The sequence below is a fragment of the Paracoccus laeviglucosivorans genome (assembly GCF_900182695.1).
GTDB lineage: Bacteria > Pseudomonadota > Alphaproteobacteria > Rhodobacterales > Rhodobacteraceae > Paracoccus > Paracoccus laeviglucosivorans.
In genome coordinates this window covers 117,890-132,936 of sequence record NZ_FXTK01000004.1, presented here as the reverse complement: position 1 = coordinate 132,936, position 15,047 = coordinate 117,890, and the positions used below count along the sequence as shown (strand labels likewise).

Sequence of the window (15,047 nt, the reverse complement as noted above, 5' to 3'; positions counted from 1 at the left end):
AAGGGGCAAGTGGAACGGCGAAAAGGTAACGCCGTTGCGCAAATCCGTCATGTTTTCGCAATTATTTATACGTCAGGCATTCATCTTCTTTGCAAAATGCGTTAGCGCGAGCCGTTCCCGACATCGCATCCGATGCCAGGGCAACTATGCGGACCTTCAAAAAGCCAAGAAAACAATGACTGATCAGAACCTCAATGCGTCCTATGCGGCGCAAGGCGGGACGCGGCGCAATTCCCCCGCGCGTGTCCTGCTGGCAAGCCTGATCGGCACGACGATCGAGTTCTTCGACTTCTATGTCTATGCGACTGCCGCCGTGCTGGTCTTTCCGACCCTGTTTTTCCCCGGTGAGGATGCGACAACGGCGCTGCTTGCGTCTTTCGCGACCTTCTCGATCGCGTTCTTTGCGCGACCGCTGGGCGCAGTGGTCTTCGGCCATTTCGGTGACCGCATCGGGCGCAAGGCCACGCTGGTGGCGGCACTGCTGACCATGGGCGTGTCCACCGTCATCATCGGCCTTTTGCCGACCTATGCCCAGATCGGCGTCGCGGCCCCGGCGCTGTTGGCGCTGTGCCGCTTTGGGCAGGGCTTCGGTCTTGGCGGCGAATGGGGAGGCGCGGTGCTGCTGGCCACGGAAAACGCCCCCGAAGGCAAGCGCAGCTGGTATGGGATGTTCCCGCAACTGGGCGCTCCGGTCGGGTTGTTCCTGTCCTCGGGCTTTTTCTGGGTGCTGCTGCATTTCATGTCGCAGGACGACCTGCTGGCATGGGGCTGGCGTCTGCCGTTCCTGGCGTCCATCGTGCTGATCGTGCTGGGCCTTTGGGTCCGCCTGTCGATCACCGAGACGCCGGAATTCGCCGAAGCCATCAAGAAGCATGAGCGGGTCGAAGTCCCCGTCGTGGAACTGTTCCGCAATCACAAGCGCAGCCTGTTTCTGGGCACTTTCGTCGCGCTGGTGACGTTCGTGCTGTTCTACATCTGCTCGGCCTGGCTGTTGTCCTATAACGTCAAGGTGCTGCAGATCCCGTTCCTTGACGCGCTGAAGATTCAGATCTTCGGGTCGGTCGTCTTCGGTCTTGCCATTCCGTTTGCGGGCAAGGTTGCGGATCGCACCGGTCGTCGTCCGTTCCTGATCGTGGTCACCATCCTGATCGGCGCGTTCAGCTTCCTGCTGGCACCGCTGATGAGCGGGGCCGAAAGCGAGGGCAACATCTACCTGTTCGTCACCATCGGCATGTTCCTGATGGGCCTGACCTATGGCGTGATCGGTGCAGCCCTTGCCGCACCCTTCCCGACGCGCGTGCGCTATACCGGGTCGTCGATCACCTTCAACTTCGCGGGCATCTTCGGCGCATCGCTGGCGCCTTACGCCGCGACGTGGCTGCAGCAGACCTATGGCCTTGGCCATGTCGGCTATTACATGCTGGCTGCATCGGTGGTGACGCTGATCTGCATCATCGCCTCGGGTCGCGAGGAAGTCTGATAAATCAGGCGGGGGCGGCCATGCGTCGCCTTCGCCCATGCCGCGCCTTGTGCTGGCGCGCGATTGCTTTCATCCTGCCTGATGGGGGGACGGGCATGGACAATTACGATTACATCGTCATCGGGGCGGGCAGCGCAGGCTGCGTCATGGCGAACCGGCTAAGTGCCGATACCCGCAATCGCGTGCTGCTGCTTGAGGCGGGCGGGCGCGACAACTACCACTGGATCCATATTCCGGTCGGCTATCTTTACTGCATCGGCAATCCACGCACCGACTGGGGTTTCACGACCGAGCCAGAGGCCGGGCTGAACGGGCGCGCCCTGATCTATCCGCGTGGGCGCGTGCTGGGCGGATGTTCCTCGATCAACGGCATGATCTATATGCGTGGGCAGGCGCGCGATTACGACCAGTGGCGGCAAATGGGTTGCGCCGGCTGGGGCTGGGATGACGTGCTGCCGCTGTTCATCGCGCATGAGGATCACCATCGCGGCGCGTCCGACCTGCATGGCGCGGGCGGCGAATGGCGGGTGGAAAAGGCCCGCGTGCGCTGGGACGTGCTGGATGCGTTTCTGGATGCGGCAGAACAGGCGGGTATTCCGCGCGTCGCCGATTTCAACACCGGCGACAACGAAGGCGGCGGATATTTCGACGTGAACCAGCGGTCCGGGATTCGCTGGAACACCTCGAAGGCGTTTCTGCGTCCGGCCAAGGGGCGGGCGAACCTGTGCGTCCTGACCGGGGCGCAGGCCGAACACCTGATCATCAAGGCGGGCGAGGTGCGCGGCGTCGTCTTTCATCACCAAGGCCAGCGGATCGAGGCGTGTGCCACGCGCGAGACGGTGCTATGCGCCGGGGCCATAGGCTCGCCCCACCTGCTGGAGCTGTCGGGCATCGGGCGCGGATCGGCCTTGCAGGCGGCGGGCATCGCGCCGCTGGCCGAGGTGCCAGGCGTCGGTGAAAATCTGCAGGACCATCTGCAATTGCGCATGGTCTACAAGGTGACGGGCGTGCCTACGCTGAACGAAAAGGCTTCGCGCCTGATGGGCAAGGCGGCGATCGGGCTGGAATACGCTTGGCGTCGCTCAGGGCCGATGTCGATGGCGCCCAGTCAGGTCGGCATCTTCACCCGATCCGGCCCCGAAAAGGAGACAGCCGATCTGGAATATCATGTTCAGCCGGTCAGTCTGGACAAGTTCGGCGACCCGATCCACGCATTCCCCGCCATGACGGCCTCGGTCTGCAACCTGCGCCCCGAAAGCCGGGGATCGGTTCATGCCAAGGGGCCGGATTTCCGCGCCCATCCGGCGATCCGCCCGAACTATCTGGCGACCGAGGGCGACCGCGAGGTGGCCGCCCGTTCCATCCGCCTGACCCGGCATATCGTGTCGCAGCCCGCCTTTGCGCGGTTGCTGCCGCAGGAACACAAGCCCGGCCCCAGCTATGGCGACGATCTGGCGCGGGCGGCGGGCGACATCGGCACGACGATCTTTCATCCGGTCGGCACCTGCCGCATGGGCAGTGATGATGCCTCGGTCGTGGACCCGCGCTTGCGGCTGCGGGCCTTGGGGCGGCTGCGGATCGCGGATGCCTCGGTCATGCCGACGATCACCAGCGGCAACACCAATGCGCCGACGCTGATGATCGCGGAAAAGGCCGCGCGCATGATGCTTGAGGACGCGCGCGGCTAACGCTTATTCCGCCGCGCGGGACTGGCCAGCTGTTGCGCAGTCGGGATCAAGGATCCATTCGGCGCTGTCATTCCAGACATCGGTTTCAAGGATAAGCCCGTCCTGGACCACGAAGCGATCGACATAGCGGTTATTGTCAAACGCCGTGCCATCGGGCCATTCGCCGTAAAGATAGCCGAGGCTGTAGATGATGGTCTGCCGATCTCCGGGGACGACATCATAACGCTCGATGCGTTTCTTGACCCATTTATAGCGGGCGGCATTAAAGCCTGTCGGGCCGTCCGGCGCGTCGAATTTACGGTTGCCCGTAAAGCGGCAGACAAAGCCCGGCGCCACGACCTTGGCCGCGCGTTGCGGGTCGGGGGCCATCGTGGCGTCCAGATATTCCTTGACCGCCGACAGGTCGCGTTCCGATTGCTGGTTCATGTCCATGGTTCCTTATGCGGTATCAGCCTTGGGCGATCTGGCCATAGACCAGACGTCCGGCATGGAAGGTTGCGCGGCGGGGCGAACAACGCGCCACCGTTTCGGCCGAACAGCTTGCGTCGGTCAGCACAAAGCCCGCCGCATCACCTGCCTTCGGCCAGACCTGCTGGCCCTGATCGTCCAGCGGCAGCACGTCGCCCGTGGCGATCCAAAGCGAGCGGGACAGGCTCGCCTCGTCGCTGCCGGCGTAAAGCTGGGCATATAGATTGGCCTTGTCCATCATGTCGCCACTGCCAAAGGGCGACCAGTGGTCGATCACGCTGTCGGTCCCGGCCATGATCGTCACGCCCTTGTCGCGCAGGGCTTGCAGCGGCATGACCGATTTCCCGATCGGCACGCTGGAGGCCACGCTGATCCCCTGCGCGGCCATGCGCCCGCCCAATTCGTCCAGTTCACCCTCGTCCAGCTTGGCAAGCGCGAAGGCGTGGCTGAAGGTCACGCGGTCTTTCAGGGCCGCGTTCGCCTCGACCGTATCGACCATGTAGCGCAGGGCCGCGATACCTGCCGGGGTGGATTCGTGGATATGGATGTCCACCGCCTTGTCATGGTCCAGCGCAATCTGGAACATCGCGTCCAGCGATGCCTCCATCGCACCGTCCACATTGGTCGGGTCCAGCCCGCCGACATGGGTGACGCCCAGATCCATTGATTCCCGCATCAGGCCATCGACCTTGGAATGCAGCAGCCCGTGCTGGGGAAAGGCCACGATCTCACAGGCAAAATCGTCTTTGCGGGCGGCCAGCGCCAGGTTCAGATGCTCAAGGCTTTTCAGCCCGCTGACCGGATCAATATTGCAATGACTGCGCGCCGTGGTCGTGCCGTGGGCCAGCAGCAGGTCGATCAGCATGTCCGCCCGTTCCTGCGAGCTGGGCAAAAGCTGCGGCAGCAGCACCTGTTCGCGCGCGATCATGTCCATGATCGTCTTGCCCTTGCGCGGCAGCGGGGCCTGCCACGGGCCGCCGTAAAAGGTCTTGTCCAGATGGATATGCATGTCGCGCATCGGCGGCAGCGCCAGCATTCCGCCTGCGCTGTATTGCGGCACGCCAGCCACCGGGGCTGCATCGGCGGCAAGGATCGCGGCGATGCGTCCGTCGCGGATTTCCAGCGTGTGCAGCGCGGTTTCCGTGCCCGTCACCACATCGCCGTCGCGGGTAAAGCCGATCTCCAGCCGCACGTCGCGCAGAAAGTAATGCTTGTCGGCAATCGCGCTGACGGCATCGGGCGCGGCTTGGGCCACGGCTGCGGTTCCGGTGAACATGGCAGCCGAGGCGGTGGCCAGCGCCCCGCTGCGGCACAGGAATTCCCTGCGGCTGTGACCTTGCGACTGTGACATCTGGCGATCCCCTGTTTTTGTTTCGTGATGTTCGCAAGGTTATCAACGTGCGGGTTCATTCGGAAATTAAATCATGCAATAGTTTCCATTCACAAAATGGATGAATCTTCATGCTTGATCCACGCCTGCTGCGCGCTTTTGTCGGCGTGATCGACGATGCCAGCTTCACCCGCGCGGCCGAGCGGCTGCACATGACGCAATCAACCATCAGCCAGCAGATCGGCCGGCTTGAGGAACAGCTTGGCCACGCGCTGATCGACCGCGAACAGCGCCCCGTCGGCCTGACCCCGGCAGGCGAGCGATTGATCGGTTATGCCCGCCGCATCCTGTCGCTTCAGGACGAAGCAGACCGCGCGCTGCGCGATCCGGCAGGCACGCAATCGCTGCGCATCGGTCTGGCCGAAGACATTTTCACCCTGCCGACCGCGCGGATATTTGCGGACTTCACTGCCCAGAACCGGCGTATCCGCCTGGACGTGACGGCAGGACTAAGCCGCGATCTGTCCGCACGTTACCGTCAAGGCGAATTTGACCTGATCGTCGTCAAGGAACCCGAGGCAGGGCCGGACTGCCGCGCCAGCTTTCCCGAACCCATCGGTTGGTTCGAAAGCCTGAATGCGCCCGATTGGGCCGATCCCTTGCCTCTGGTCACGTTTCCACCCGGCGGGCTTTACCGCGACGACATGTTCCGCCGCGCCGAGGCGGAAAATCTGCGCTGGTATGTGGCATTTGCGGGCAACAGCCTGCCCAGCGTCCTGACCGCGATCGAGGCGGGGCTTGGCGTCTCGCTTTTGCCGCAGGCGGCGGTGGTGGGGCGGGCGGTGCGCCGGTATCAGCCGTTCGGGGTCGAACCTGCCATGCGGGTGTCGCTTTATGCATGGGAGGCGGGCGGCCCCGCGGCCCCGCTGATCGCCGCCATGCGCGAGGCGTTGGCGCAGCGTCAGGCCGCGCGTCCGTGATCGTGACGGCAAAGGCCGTGATCCCCAAGCACCTGAATGACGCGGCAATCCGACAGGCTGCCACCGTGGCAATGATCCAGCATCCGCTGTAATTCCACCTGCAGCGCATTCAGCCGTGCGATCCGGGCCTTGACCGCCGCGAGCTGGCGGCGCGCGATGTCGTCGGCGGTGGCGCAGGCATGTTCGTCGCGGTCCGACAGGCTAAGCAGCTCTCGGATCGCGTCCAGCGGAAAGCCAAGGTCGCGGGCATGGCTGATAAAGGCCAGCCGTTCCTGCGCGGCGTGGTCGTAATGGCGCTGGTTGCCGGAACTGCGCACGGGGGACGCCAGCAACCCGATCTGTTCGTAATAGCGGATCGTCGGGATCTTCACCCCGGTTGCCTTGCTGAGTTTTCCGATGGTCAGCATGAGAAACCTCTTGAAGCTATAGTTGCTAGAGCAATTAGGTTTCCGATTCGATGGTGACAAGTCCCGGAGACAGGAATGGACAGGCGGCAGGAATGGACGGTGACGGGGATGGATTGCGCGTCCTGTTCGCTGAAGGTCACGCGGGCCGTCGAACGCTTGCCCGGCATCAGTCAGGTCAGCGTGGCATTGATGAGCGAAAAGCTCAGCGTGACACTGACCCAGGACGGCAGGCCCGAGGATGTCGAGGGCACGGTGCGCAGCCTTGGTTATGGCATCGCAGCGCGTGGCGAGGATGCCGGACAGGCGGCGCATGACCACGACCATGACGATCATGCGGGCCACGATCATTCGGGCCATGGGCACAGCCATGACGACCCGGCGGATCGCGGCAAAAGCTGGTATCGCACCGGCAAGGGGCGTCTGGTCATCCTGACCGGCGCATTGCTGGCGCTGGCTTGGCTGGTGGAACTGACCACCTCTGCCGCCATCGGATATTGGGCGTTTGTCGCGGCCTGCCTGATCGGGGTCGCGCCGGTTGCGCGCCGCGCATGGGCTGCGCTGCGCATGGGCCAGCCCTTTACCATCGAAAGCCTGATGACGATCGCGGCCACCGGCGCGCTGGTGATCGGTGCCGCCGAAGAAGCGGCGCTGGTCGTCTTTCTGTTCGCCGTGGGCGAGGTGCTGGAGGGTGTCGCAGCAGGCCGCGCCCGCGAAGGCATTCGCGCCCTTGCCGCGCTGGTCCCCAAGACCGCGCTGCTGGAAACCGGGGGCACCACACGCGAGGTTCCTGCCGAAAGCCTGCGCATCGGCCAGACGGTTCTGGTCCGTCCGGGCGACCGCATCCCGGCGGACGGAGAGATTGTCGAGGGCGTTTCAGGCGTTGACGAAAGCCCGGTGACCGGGGAAAGCATCCCGCGTTCGCGCGGTCCGGGCGAGGCGGTCTTTGCCGGCTCGATCAATACCGAAGCTGCCTTGCGCGTTGCCGTGACCAAAGCCGCAGCCGACAATACCATATCGCGCATCATCCGGCTGGTCGAAGAGGCCGAGGAGGCCCGTGCGCCGACCGAACGCTTTATCGACCGTTTCAGCCGCTGGTATATGCCCGCCATCGTGGCGCTGGCCGCGCTGGTCGTGCTGATCCCGCCGCTGTTCGCGGGTGGGGATTGGGGCACATGGATCTATCGCGGATTGGCGCTTTTGCTGATCGGCTGTCCCTGTGCGCTGGTGATCTCGGTCCCGGCATCCATCGCATCAGCACTGTCGGCGGGGGCAAAGCGCGGCCTGCTGATGAAGGGCGGCGCCGTGATCGAGGCGGCGGCGGGCTTGCGCCACGTCGCCTTTGACAAGACCGGCACGCTGACGCATGGCCGCCCCGTCGTGACCGATCTGCGCCCTGCCGCAGGCGTGACCGAGGCGGAACTGCTGACCGTCGCCGCCGCCGTCGAAACCGGATCGAGTCATCCACTGGCGCTGGCGATCCTGAAACGCGCCGAGGGGATGGCGCTGCCCCCCACGCGCGATAGTCGGGCACTGGCAGGAAAGGGGGTGCAGGCGGTGGTCGGGGACGCTTTGGCGTTTGTCGCGTCACCGCGCCATGCGTCGGGCCTTGGCGGGCTGTCCGATCCCGGCATGGCCGCGATGCTGGAGGCCGAGGGCAAGACCGTCGTGGCCGTTTTCCGCGAAGCCCGCCCGCTTGGCCTGATCGCGATGCGCGATGAGCCGCGCGAAGATGTGCGCGACGCCATTCGCCAGCTTGGCGATATGGGCCTGCAGACGACGATGCTGACCGGCGACAATGCCCGGACGGCTGCGGCTATTGCGGGTGATCTGGGCATCGGTCACCGCGCCGAGATGCTGCCCGAGGATAAGCTGGTGGCGATCCGCGAGATGCAGGCCTTGGGCGGCGTGATGATGATCGGCGACGGCATCAACGACGCCCCCGCGCTGAAACAGGCGGGTGTGGGCGTTGCGATGGGGTCGGGGACAGATGTGGCGCTTGAGACGGCCGATGCCGCGATCCTGCGCGACCGGCTGACCGATGTGCCCGCGCTGATCCGTCTGGCGCGGACTGCCATGGGCAATATCCGTCAGAACATGGCGATCGCGTTGGGGCTGAAGGCGGTGTTTCTGGTCACCTCGGTCCTTGGGATCACCGGGCTTTGGATCGCGATTCTGGCCGATACCGGGGCGACGGTTCTGGTGACGCTGAATGCGCTGCGTCTGCTGGGCTATGATCCGGTTGCTGCCCACGGTGCGAAGTAGGGGGCGCTGCCCCCTCGGCGCTGCGCGCCTCACCCCCGGGGTATTTGGGGAACCGAGAAGCCGGAAGGGGTGCGTCGCGCGTCGCCTCAGGACAGCCGCGCGCGTTCTAGCACCTGGGCCAGCACTGAGGCGGCGAGGCTGCGCGGGTCGCGGACCGAGGGGATCAGGCCGAAGGGCGAGGCGAGGCGATCGGTCTGCGCCTGCGATAGTCCCATCGCGGTCAGGGCGGCTATGCGGGCGCGATGGGCGCGCAGGCTGCCTTGCGCGCCGACATATAGCGCGGGTGATTTCAGGGCGTAGGCCAGAAGCGGGGGTTCCCAATCATGGTCGTGGAAGAATAGCGTGACGGCGGTGCGGGCATCGATGCGCAGATCGGTCGGCCAGCGCGGCGCGGGCATGGGATGGGCTTGGGCCAGTCCTTGGCGCGTTTCGTTGTCGGGGGTGTGGAGTTCGGTCGGGTAGCCTGCGGCGGTGGCCAGGGCGGCAAAGCACGGTGCCTCGGGGCCCTTGCCGAAGACCAGCAGGCGCAGTTCGGGCTGGATATGCAGGGTGATGGTATCGCCCAGCGTCAGGCTGGCGGGGCGGCGTTCGGCCAGCGCCGTGGCGGCATGGCCAAGTGCGCGGCGGTCCGGTCGGGGCAGGATCAGCACGTCCAGTCCACCGCCGCAGGGCAGGGTCAGGTCGATGAAGGGTGAGCCCCTGCCATAGCGCAGGCGGCGGGGTTGGCTGTCCGCCAGCGCGGCTTGTGCGTGCATGATCACGTCGCGTTCGATGCAGCCCGATGACAGGCTGCCCCAGCTGTGGCCGGTTGCGTCGATTGCCATGACTGCGCCGATGGGACGATAGGATGCGCCCTCGATCCCGGTGATGACCGCCAGCGCCGCGTTTCGCGCAAGCGCAGGGCCAAGCGGCACGTCGCTTTCGCAGATGGTGACGCTGTGGCGCTTGTCGCCCGCCACCGGGAAATCGAAGCTGGCCCGCGTCATGGCGTCACCCCGCCGGACAGGCCGCGCCCGTGTCGATCCATGCGCGGGTCAATTGGCCGAAGATTTCCTGACTGCCCGGCGCGGGTGCACGGCCCTGACCGGGATCCCAGCCCCAGCCGACCAGACCGTCATGGGCGTTATGTTCGTAAAGCTGTTCCAGCGATTTGCCGCCATTGCGTTCGGGGTCTTTGATCTGTGCGCAGATTTCTGCAAGCGACTTGCCCTGCCAGCCCATGCTGACCGGGGCAAGCGACCATGGTTCATGCCCCGGAATGCTGCCATGCCCATCGGTCAGCGTCATGTTCGCCGTGCCGTGGCAGGTGCTGCAATTCATGCCCGGCGCACCGAAATCGGCATCTCCGCGCACGACCGGGGGCGAATGCGGGTGCATGTCGTCGCCCTGCGTCGGACCGCCCGTCACGGGGTGACAGTTCAGGCAGCGCGGATGGGTCAGAACCTTGCCCATCTCGTCAAATAGCGCGACCGAGCGTTCGGTTTCATCGGCGATGTCCGCGAAAGCGTCTGGACCGGACAGGTCTTGCGCAAACGCGGGCACCGCCAGAAATGCGGCGGCAATTGCGATGGTCAGTCGTCTCATGAAATCGCTCCGCCAAAGGGCAGTTGATACTGGCGCGCGCCGCTGACCGCCCGCCATGCGTTGGCCATGGCGGGTGCAAGGGGTGGCACGCCGGGTTCGCCAACCCCGGTCGGGTCGGCATCCGAGGCGATGATCGCCACCTCGACCGCGGGCATTTCATGGATGCGCAGCATCGGGTAGTCGTGGAAATTCGACTGCTCGACCTCGCCGCCCGGTGCAAAGGTGATGTGGTTGTGCAGCGCCGTGCCAAGTGCGTAGCCGATGCCGCCCTCCATCTGGGCGCGGATCACGTTGGGGTTCACGGCGATGCCGCAATCGACGGCGCACCAGACGCGGGTGACATGCGGCACGCCGCCGCGATCCTCGACCTCGACCACCTCGGCGACATAGGTGTTGAAGCTTTTGGTATAAGCGATGCCATAGCCCTTGCCGTCGCGCACCGGCCCGGCCCAGCCCGAGATTTCCGCGACCTTTTCGATCACCCCGCGTTCGCGCGTGGCATCTGGCGGCAGCAGGTCCAGCCGGCCCTGCACGGGATCCTTGCCCGCAGCCTCCAGCACCTCGTCCAGAAAGGTTTCGACCGCATAGGCGGTGTGTGTATGCCCGACCGAGCGCCACCAAAGGACGCTGACCGGGCTTTCCATCCGCGCCCAACCGATGCGGCGCGCGCCGAACTGATAGGGCAGGTTCGTCGAGCCCTCATACGAAGTGTTGTCGGGCCCGCCTTTCAGCATCGCCTCCATCGGCGTGCCCATCATGATCGACTGGTTGGCGACGGTGTTTTCCCAGCCGATGATCTTGCCATCGGCGTCGATCCCGGCGCGGAACTTGTGGACGGTCATGGGGCGGTAATAGCCGCCTTTCAGATCATCCTCGCGCGTCCAGACCAGCTTGAAGGCGCCGTCGCGACCGGCGGCCTTGGCGACTTCGCCCGCCTCGGCGGCCAGATGGGCCGAGCCTTGGGCGCGCCGCCCGAAAGACCCGCCCGCAAGCAGCACATTGATCGCCACGTTTTCGGGCGCGATGCCAAGCGCCTTGGCGACGGTGGGTTTGTCGAAGGTGGGGAACTGGCTGCCGAACCACATTTCGGCCCGGCCATCCTTGACCTCGATCACCGCATCCAGCGGCTCCATCGGGGCATGGGCCAGATAGGGGAAGCGGTATTCGGCTTCCAGCACTTTGGCCGCACCGGCCATGTCGGGCATGTCGCCCTGTTCTTCGACGGTGATGCCGCCTTCGGTCGCGGCTTTCACATATGCGTCAAACATCTCGGCGCTGCCGCGGGTTTCGGCGGCGCTGTCATCCCATTGGACGGCCAGCGCGTCGCGACCCTTCAGCGCGGCATAGGTGTTGGTCGCATAGACCGCCACGCCCGAACTGATCTGCCGCACCATCTCGACGCCCTTGACGGCCAGCGCGGCCTTGTCGTCAAAGCTTGTGACGGTCGCGCCGAATTTGGGCGGATGTGCCACCACCACGGTCAGCATGCCGTCGCGATAGACATCCATGGTGAATTGCGCCGTGCCGTTGGTCTTGGCCACGGTGTCCAGCTTGGGGCGGTCCTTGCCGATCAGCACGAAGTCGGCGGCGGACTTGACCGGCGGATCCTCGGGGACCGGCTGGCTTGCGGCTGCGGCAGAAAGCGCCCCGAAGCCCGAGCTTTTGCCCGATGCCGCATGCGCGACGACCCCCGCCTTCACGGTGATTTCTTCGGCCGGGACGCCCCATTCGGCGGCGGCGGCACCGACCAGCATGGCGCGGGCGGCAGCGCCCGCCTTGCGCATCTGCATGAAGCTGTTGGCCATCGCGGTCGAGCCGCCGGTGCCCTGCGCCCCGAAGGCAAGGTTGGCGTAAAGCTTGTCATCGGCGGGCGCGCCTTCGGCCCGCATCTGCGACCAGTCAGCGTCCAGTTCCTCGGCCACCAGCGTGGCAAGGCCGGTATAGGGGCCCTGACCCATCTCGATATGCTTGATCATCACCGTCACCAGATCGTCGGTGCCGATGCGGATGAAAGCATTCGGGGCAAAGGGGCCGCTGATCACGGCCTGCGCACGGGCGCGGTCCAGGGGCAGGGTCAGGGCCAGCATCAGCCCCGCGCCGCCTGCCAGGAAACCGCGGCGGGTTGTCTGCACGCTCATGGCCTAGCCCTCCAGCGTCTTGGCGGCATCGTGGATCGCCTGACGGATGCGCACATAGGTCGCGCAGCGGCAGACATTCCCGGCCATGGCGTTGTTGATGTCTTCGTCCGAGGGCTTGGGCACCTGCTGCAACAGCGCTGTCGCGGACATGATCTGGCCCGACTGGCACCAGCCGCACTGCGGCACGTCGATGGCAGTCCATGCGGATTGGACGGCGGCGATCTCGGGGCCTTCCATGCCCTCGATCGTGGTGATCTCGCTGCCTTCGATCATGCCGATGGGCGTGACGCAGGACCGGCGGGGCATTCCGTCCAGCATGACGGTGCAGGCCCCGCATTGCGCGATGCCGCAGCCGAACTTGGTGCCGGTCAGCCGCAGCTCATCGCGCAGCACCCAAAGCAGCGGGGTTTCGGGATCTATGTCGAGATCGTAGTCCCGACCATTTACGGTGAAAGCTGTCATACCTGGCCTCATAAGCTGGGTGCCCCGTGTATGATGAACCGTGAACCGGAAGGGTCAAGGGAAAATTTCCTTCCATACAGGTTCTATTTGCCCTCACGGCGCCCGTTATTCCCCTTGGTGCAGAACGCATTTCCGAACGTTTGGTGCGCTAAGGTCTTGCGCTGCAACGGGTTGCAGGCGGTATCTGCCGTGTGGGTCGAACATCAACCTTAGCGCAGCGTGATGTTCAGCGGATGATGCGGAAGTTGATCGCGCATATCGGGAAATGGCGCATGGGCGGAACTTCGCGGATCGGCGGCCGGACGATCAGACGCCCATATTTCTTATATTTCCTAAGGGTTTGACTGTGCGGTCAGCGAATTGCGGTGGCATGCAGGTCGCGCGGTGCAATTGGGGCGCCACCTCCGCTGAATTGCCTCGACTTGCGATTCCCTTTTAGGATCGCAGGCAGGAAAATAAGTTGCAAAGGTGCCTGCCCGATGCCCACCTACTATCTTTCCGCGAACCGCAATAGCCAGCAAGTCGATCCCTATCTGATCCAGCTTCGGGGAGGGGATATTTTGGGCGTCTGGTCCGACCTCTATCCCGATCCCGGCGTCGGCGGAACCTATGGGGTCTATGGCCGGATCTGGCGCGGCGATATGGGGGCGGTTTCGCCCACCGATGCACGCATCAATACGCTGACCGAGGATATCCAGCACAACCCTAAAGGCACCGCCTTCGCGAATGGCGGCTGGGCGGTGGCCTTCGAAAGCAAGGGGCCGTCCGCGATCAACGGCACGGACGATGCTTGGTATGATACATATATCCGCTTTTACAATGCCGATGGCACCACGCGCGGTCCCGCCATCCAGATCACGCCCAACACGCAAGATGACCATTACGTCGCGCAGATGGTGACGCTGTCGAATGGGCAGGCGCTGACGCTGGTGGCCCGATACGAAGGCGCCGGCGATTACGACATTCTGGCTTATCGCCATACCGCTGCGGGACAGCAGGTCGGGCCTGCGGTGCGTCTGGTCGACGACGCGGAAACCTTTGTCAACAGCATCACCGGCGCGGGCTATATCGATCCCAGTGTCGCGGCGCAGGTCAACGGCACCTATGCCATCGCCTGGCACCAGGAAACCCATCAGGCCGACGGCTTGATCGGTTACGCGGTCTGGACGCGGCTTTTCCGCAATGACGGCGTGGCGATCGGTCCGGCGCGCAACGTGGCGCCGGTGACCTATCATCCGCAGGAAACCCTGGGTCTGGACCAGACGAATGGCCATATCGTCGCACGCAACGTCGGCGGCTTCGCGCTTGGCTGGAACCGCGATCAGCCCGACAGCCTGGACGGCGACGTGTATTTCCGCCTGCTGGACCGATTTGCCGCCGGGCAGACGCAAGCGGTGATGGTGAACTCGGACCGGCGCGCGGGCGATCAGTACATGCAGGATATAGTCGATCTGGGCGGCGGGCGCACGCTGGTCACCTATTTCAACCAGATCCCCGATGCGATCGACGACATCTTTGACGGTGGGCAATTGCTGGGCCGCGTCTTCAACGCCGCGGGGCAGGCGATCACCGCCTCATTCATGATCAGCGAAGGCGCGCCTTATTACGAGATGGGCGGTGGCAACACGATCATCAACATCTGGGGCCAGATCGTTTCGACCTTCTCGTCCGAGATCAACTATGACGATGACGAAGACGTGCTGATCGTACAGCGCGATTACGTTTTGCCGGTTCAGCGCCTTGGGGCGGGCAACAACAGCGTCATGGGCAGTTTCGTGCATGACCGGATCGAGGGTCAAGGTGGCAACGACGCGATCTGGGGCAATCGCGGCAATGATCGTCTGAACGGCGGGCTTGGCAACGATACGTTGCGCGGCGGCGTCGGGCGCGACACGCTTGAGGGGCATAACGGCAATGACCGCCTGTTCGGCGACATTGGCGGGGATGTGCTGATGGGCAATGGCGGCGCGGATACTTTGACGGGCGGACAGGGTGCAGATGTATTCATCTTCAGCCGCACGACCGGGGCCGATCTGATCACCGATTTCGAAAACGGGCTGGATCGGTTCCAGATCGTGGACATGAGCTATGCACAGGTCCGTTCGGTCATCGCCAATGCACGCGAGGTAGGCGGCGACACTATCCTGACGCTTGGCCCCAACGCCACGATCCGGCTGGCCGATACCGACCGATCCGAAATCGGCCTGTCGGATTTCATCTTTTGATCCTGTTCGATCCGTGGCGGGCC

At 64.5% G+C, this 15,047-nt stretch carries 12 protein-coding genes; 5 read left to right on the top strand and 7 right to left on the bottom strand.

The window, feature by feature from the left end; genetic code table 11:
- Window positions 1-175 precede the first annotated feature (175 nt).
- Together FN835_RS06220 and FN835_RS06215 are read left to right on the top strand one after the other, a co-directional pair.
- Window positions 176-1,480 carry an MFS transporter gene (locus FN835_RS06220; RefSeq protein ID WP_142662345.1) on the top strand — a complete coding sequence of 435 codons (1,305 nt, stop codon included), beginning with the start codon at window positions 176-178 and terminating at the stop codon, window positions 1,478-1,480.
- Between the two features lie 95 nt (window positions 1,481-1,575).
- The gene (locus FN835_RS06215) at window positions 1,576-3,168 is read left to right on the top strand and encodes a GMC family oxidoreductase (protein ID WP_142662344.1); all 1,593 of its coding nucleotides are present in this window, start codon (window positions 1,576-1,578) and stop codon (window positions 3,166-3,168) included.
- A 3-nt stretch (window positions 3,169-3,171) separates the two neighbouring features.
- Here FN835_RS06215 and FN835_RS06210 read toward each other — a convergent pair whose 3' ends face one another.
- On the bottom strand, window positions 3,172-3,594 hold the full coding sequence (locus FN835_RS06210) for a nuclear transport factor 2 family protein (RefSeq protein ID WP_142662343.1): 423 nt from the start codon (window positions 3,592-3,594) through the stop codon (window positions 3,172-3,174).
- A 22-nt stretch (window positions 3,595-3,616) separates the two neighbouring features.
- Window positions 3,617-4,987: an amidohydrolase family protein gene (locus FN835_RS06205; protein WP_142662342.1), complete on the bottom strand. Its 1,371-nt coding sequence runs from the start codon at window positions 4,985-4,987 to the stop codon at window positions 3,617-3,619.
- 110 nt (window positions 4,988-5,097) lie between these two features.
- Here FN835_RS06205 and FN835_RS06200 point away from each other — a divergent pair, with 110 nt between their 5' ends.
- Window positions 5,098-5,946, top strand: coding sequence for a LysR family transcriptional regulator (locus tag FN835_RS06200; RefSeq protein WP_142662341.1), 849 nt, complete (start codon window positions 5,098-5,100; stop codon window positions 5,944-5,946).
- On the opposite strand, the gene FN835_RS06195 is transcribed toward FN835_RS06200, so the two are convergent.
- Entirely contained in the window at window positions 5,928-6,353 is a 426-nt protein-coding gene (locus tag FN835_RS06195) for a MerR family transcriptional regulator (protein WP_142662340.1), read from the bottom strand. The genes FN835_RS06200 and FN835_RS06195 overlap by 19 nt on opposite strands.
- A gap of 75 nt (window positions 6,354-6,428) precedes the next feature.
- Between FN835_RS06195 and FN835_RS06190 the strand changes: the two genes are divergently transcribed.
- Window positions 6,429-8,615 (top strand): heavy metal translocating P-type ATPase, encoded by a 2,187-nt coding sequence (locus FN835_RS06190; RefSeq protein WP_142662339.1) that lies wholly within the window; start codon window positions 6,429-6,431, stop codon window positions 8,613-8,615.
- Window positions 8,616-8,701: 86 nt separating this feature from the next.
- Here the strand turns inward: FN835_RS06190 and FN835_RS06185 are convergent, their stop codons facing one another.
- From FN835_RS06185 to FN835_RS06170, 4 genes are read right to left on the bottom strand one after another with little or no spacing between them, the layout of a single operon-like run.
- Window positions 8,702-9,601 carry an XdhC family protein gene (locus FN835_RS06185; RefSeq protein WP_142662338.1) on the bottom strand — a complete coding sequence of 300 codons (900 nt, stop codon included), beginning with the start codon at window positions 9,599-9,601 and terminating at the stop codon, window positions 8,702-8,704.
- Window positions 9,602-9,605: 4 nt separating this feature from the next.
- On the bottom strand, window positions 9,606-10,199 hold the full coding sequence (locus tag FN835_RS06180) for an Isoquinoline 1-oxidoreductase subunit (protein WP_142662337.1): 594 nt from the start codon (window positions 10,197-10,199) through the stop codon (window positions 9,606-9,608).
- A complete protein-coding gene (locus FN835_RS06175; RefSeq protein ID WP_142662336.1) occupies window positions 10,196-12,337 on the bottom strand; it encodes a xanthine dehydrogenase family protein molybdopterin-binding subunit in 2,142 nt (713 codons plus the stop codon). The genes FN835_RS06180 and FN835_RS06175 overlap by 4 nt, the downstream gene beginning before the upstream one ends.
- A gap of 3 nt (window positions 12,338-12,340) precedes the next feature.
- Window positions 12,341-12,799: a (2Fe-2S)-binding protein gene (locus tag FN835_RS06170; protein WP_142662335.1), complete on the bottom strand. Its 459-nt coding sequence runs from the start codon at window positions 12,797-12,799 to the stop codon at window positions 12,341-12,343.
- A 479-nt stretch (window positions 12,800-13,278) separates the two neighbouring features.
- Here FN835_RS06170 and FN835_RS06165 point away from each other — a divergent pair, with 479 nt between their 5' ends.
- The gene (locus tag FN835_RS06165) at window positions 13,279-15,024 is read left to right on the top strand and encodes a calcium-binding protein (RefSeq protein ID WP_142662334.1); all 1,746 of its coding nucleotides are present in this window, start codon (window positions 13,279-13,281) and stop codon (window positions 15,022-15,024) included.
- Window positions 15,025-15,047 lie beyond the last annotated feature (23 nt).

Coding starts and splice junctions, on each gene's coding strand:
- FN835_RS06165 (WP_142662334.1), top strand. CDS start 13,279: ATGCCCACCTACTATCTTTCCGCGAACCGCAATAGCCAGCAAGTCGAT.
- FN835_RS06220 (WP_142662345.1), top strand. CDS start 176: ATGACTGATCAGAACCTCAATGCGTCCTATGCGGCGCAAGGCGGGACG.
- FN835_RS06170 (WP_142662335.1), bottom strand. CDS start 12,799: ATGACAGCTTTCACCGTAAATGGTCGGGACTACGATCTCGACATAGAT.
- FN835_RS06210 (WP_142662343.1), bottom strand. CDS start 3,594: ATGAACCAGCAATCGGAACGCGACCTGTCGGCGGTCAAGGAATATCTG.
- FN835_RS06175 (WP_142662336.1), bottom strand. CDS start 12,337: ATGAGCGTGCAGACAACCCGCCGCGGTTTCCTGGCAGGCGGCGCGGGG.
- FN835_RS06205 (WP_142662342.1), bottom strand. CDS start 4,987: ATGTCACAGTCGCAAGGTCACAGCCGCAGGGAATTCCTGTGCCGCAGC.
- FN835_RS06200 (WP_142662341.1), top strand. CDS start 5,098: ATGCTTGATCCACGCCTGCTGCGCGCTTTTGTCGGCGTGATCGACGAT.
- FN835_RS06190 (WP_142662339.1), top strand. CDS start 6,429: ATGGACAGGCGGCAGGAATGGACGGTGACGGGGATGGATTGCGCGTCC.
- FN835_RS06185 (WP_142662338.1), bottom strand. CDS start 9,601: ATGACGCGGGCCAGCTTCGATTTCCCGGTGGCGGGCGACAAGCGCCAC.
- FN835_RS06215 (WP_142662344.1), top strand. CDS start 1,576: ATGGACAATTACGATTACATCGTCATCGGGGCGGGCAGCGCAGGCTGC.
- FN835_RS06195 (WP_142662340.1), bottom strand. CDS start 6,353: ATGCTGACCATCGGAAAACTCAGCAAGGCAACCGGGGTGAAGATCCCG.
- FN835_RS06180 (WP_142662337.1), bottom strand. CDS start 10,199: ATGAGACGACTGACCATCGCAATTGCCGCCGCATTTCTGGCGGTGCCC.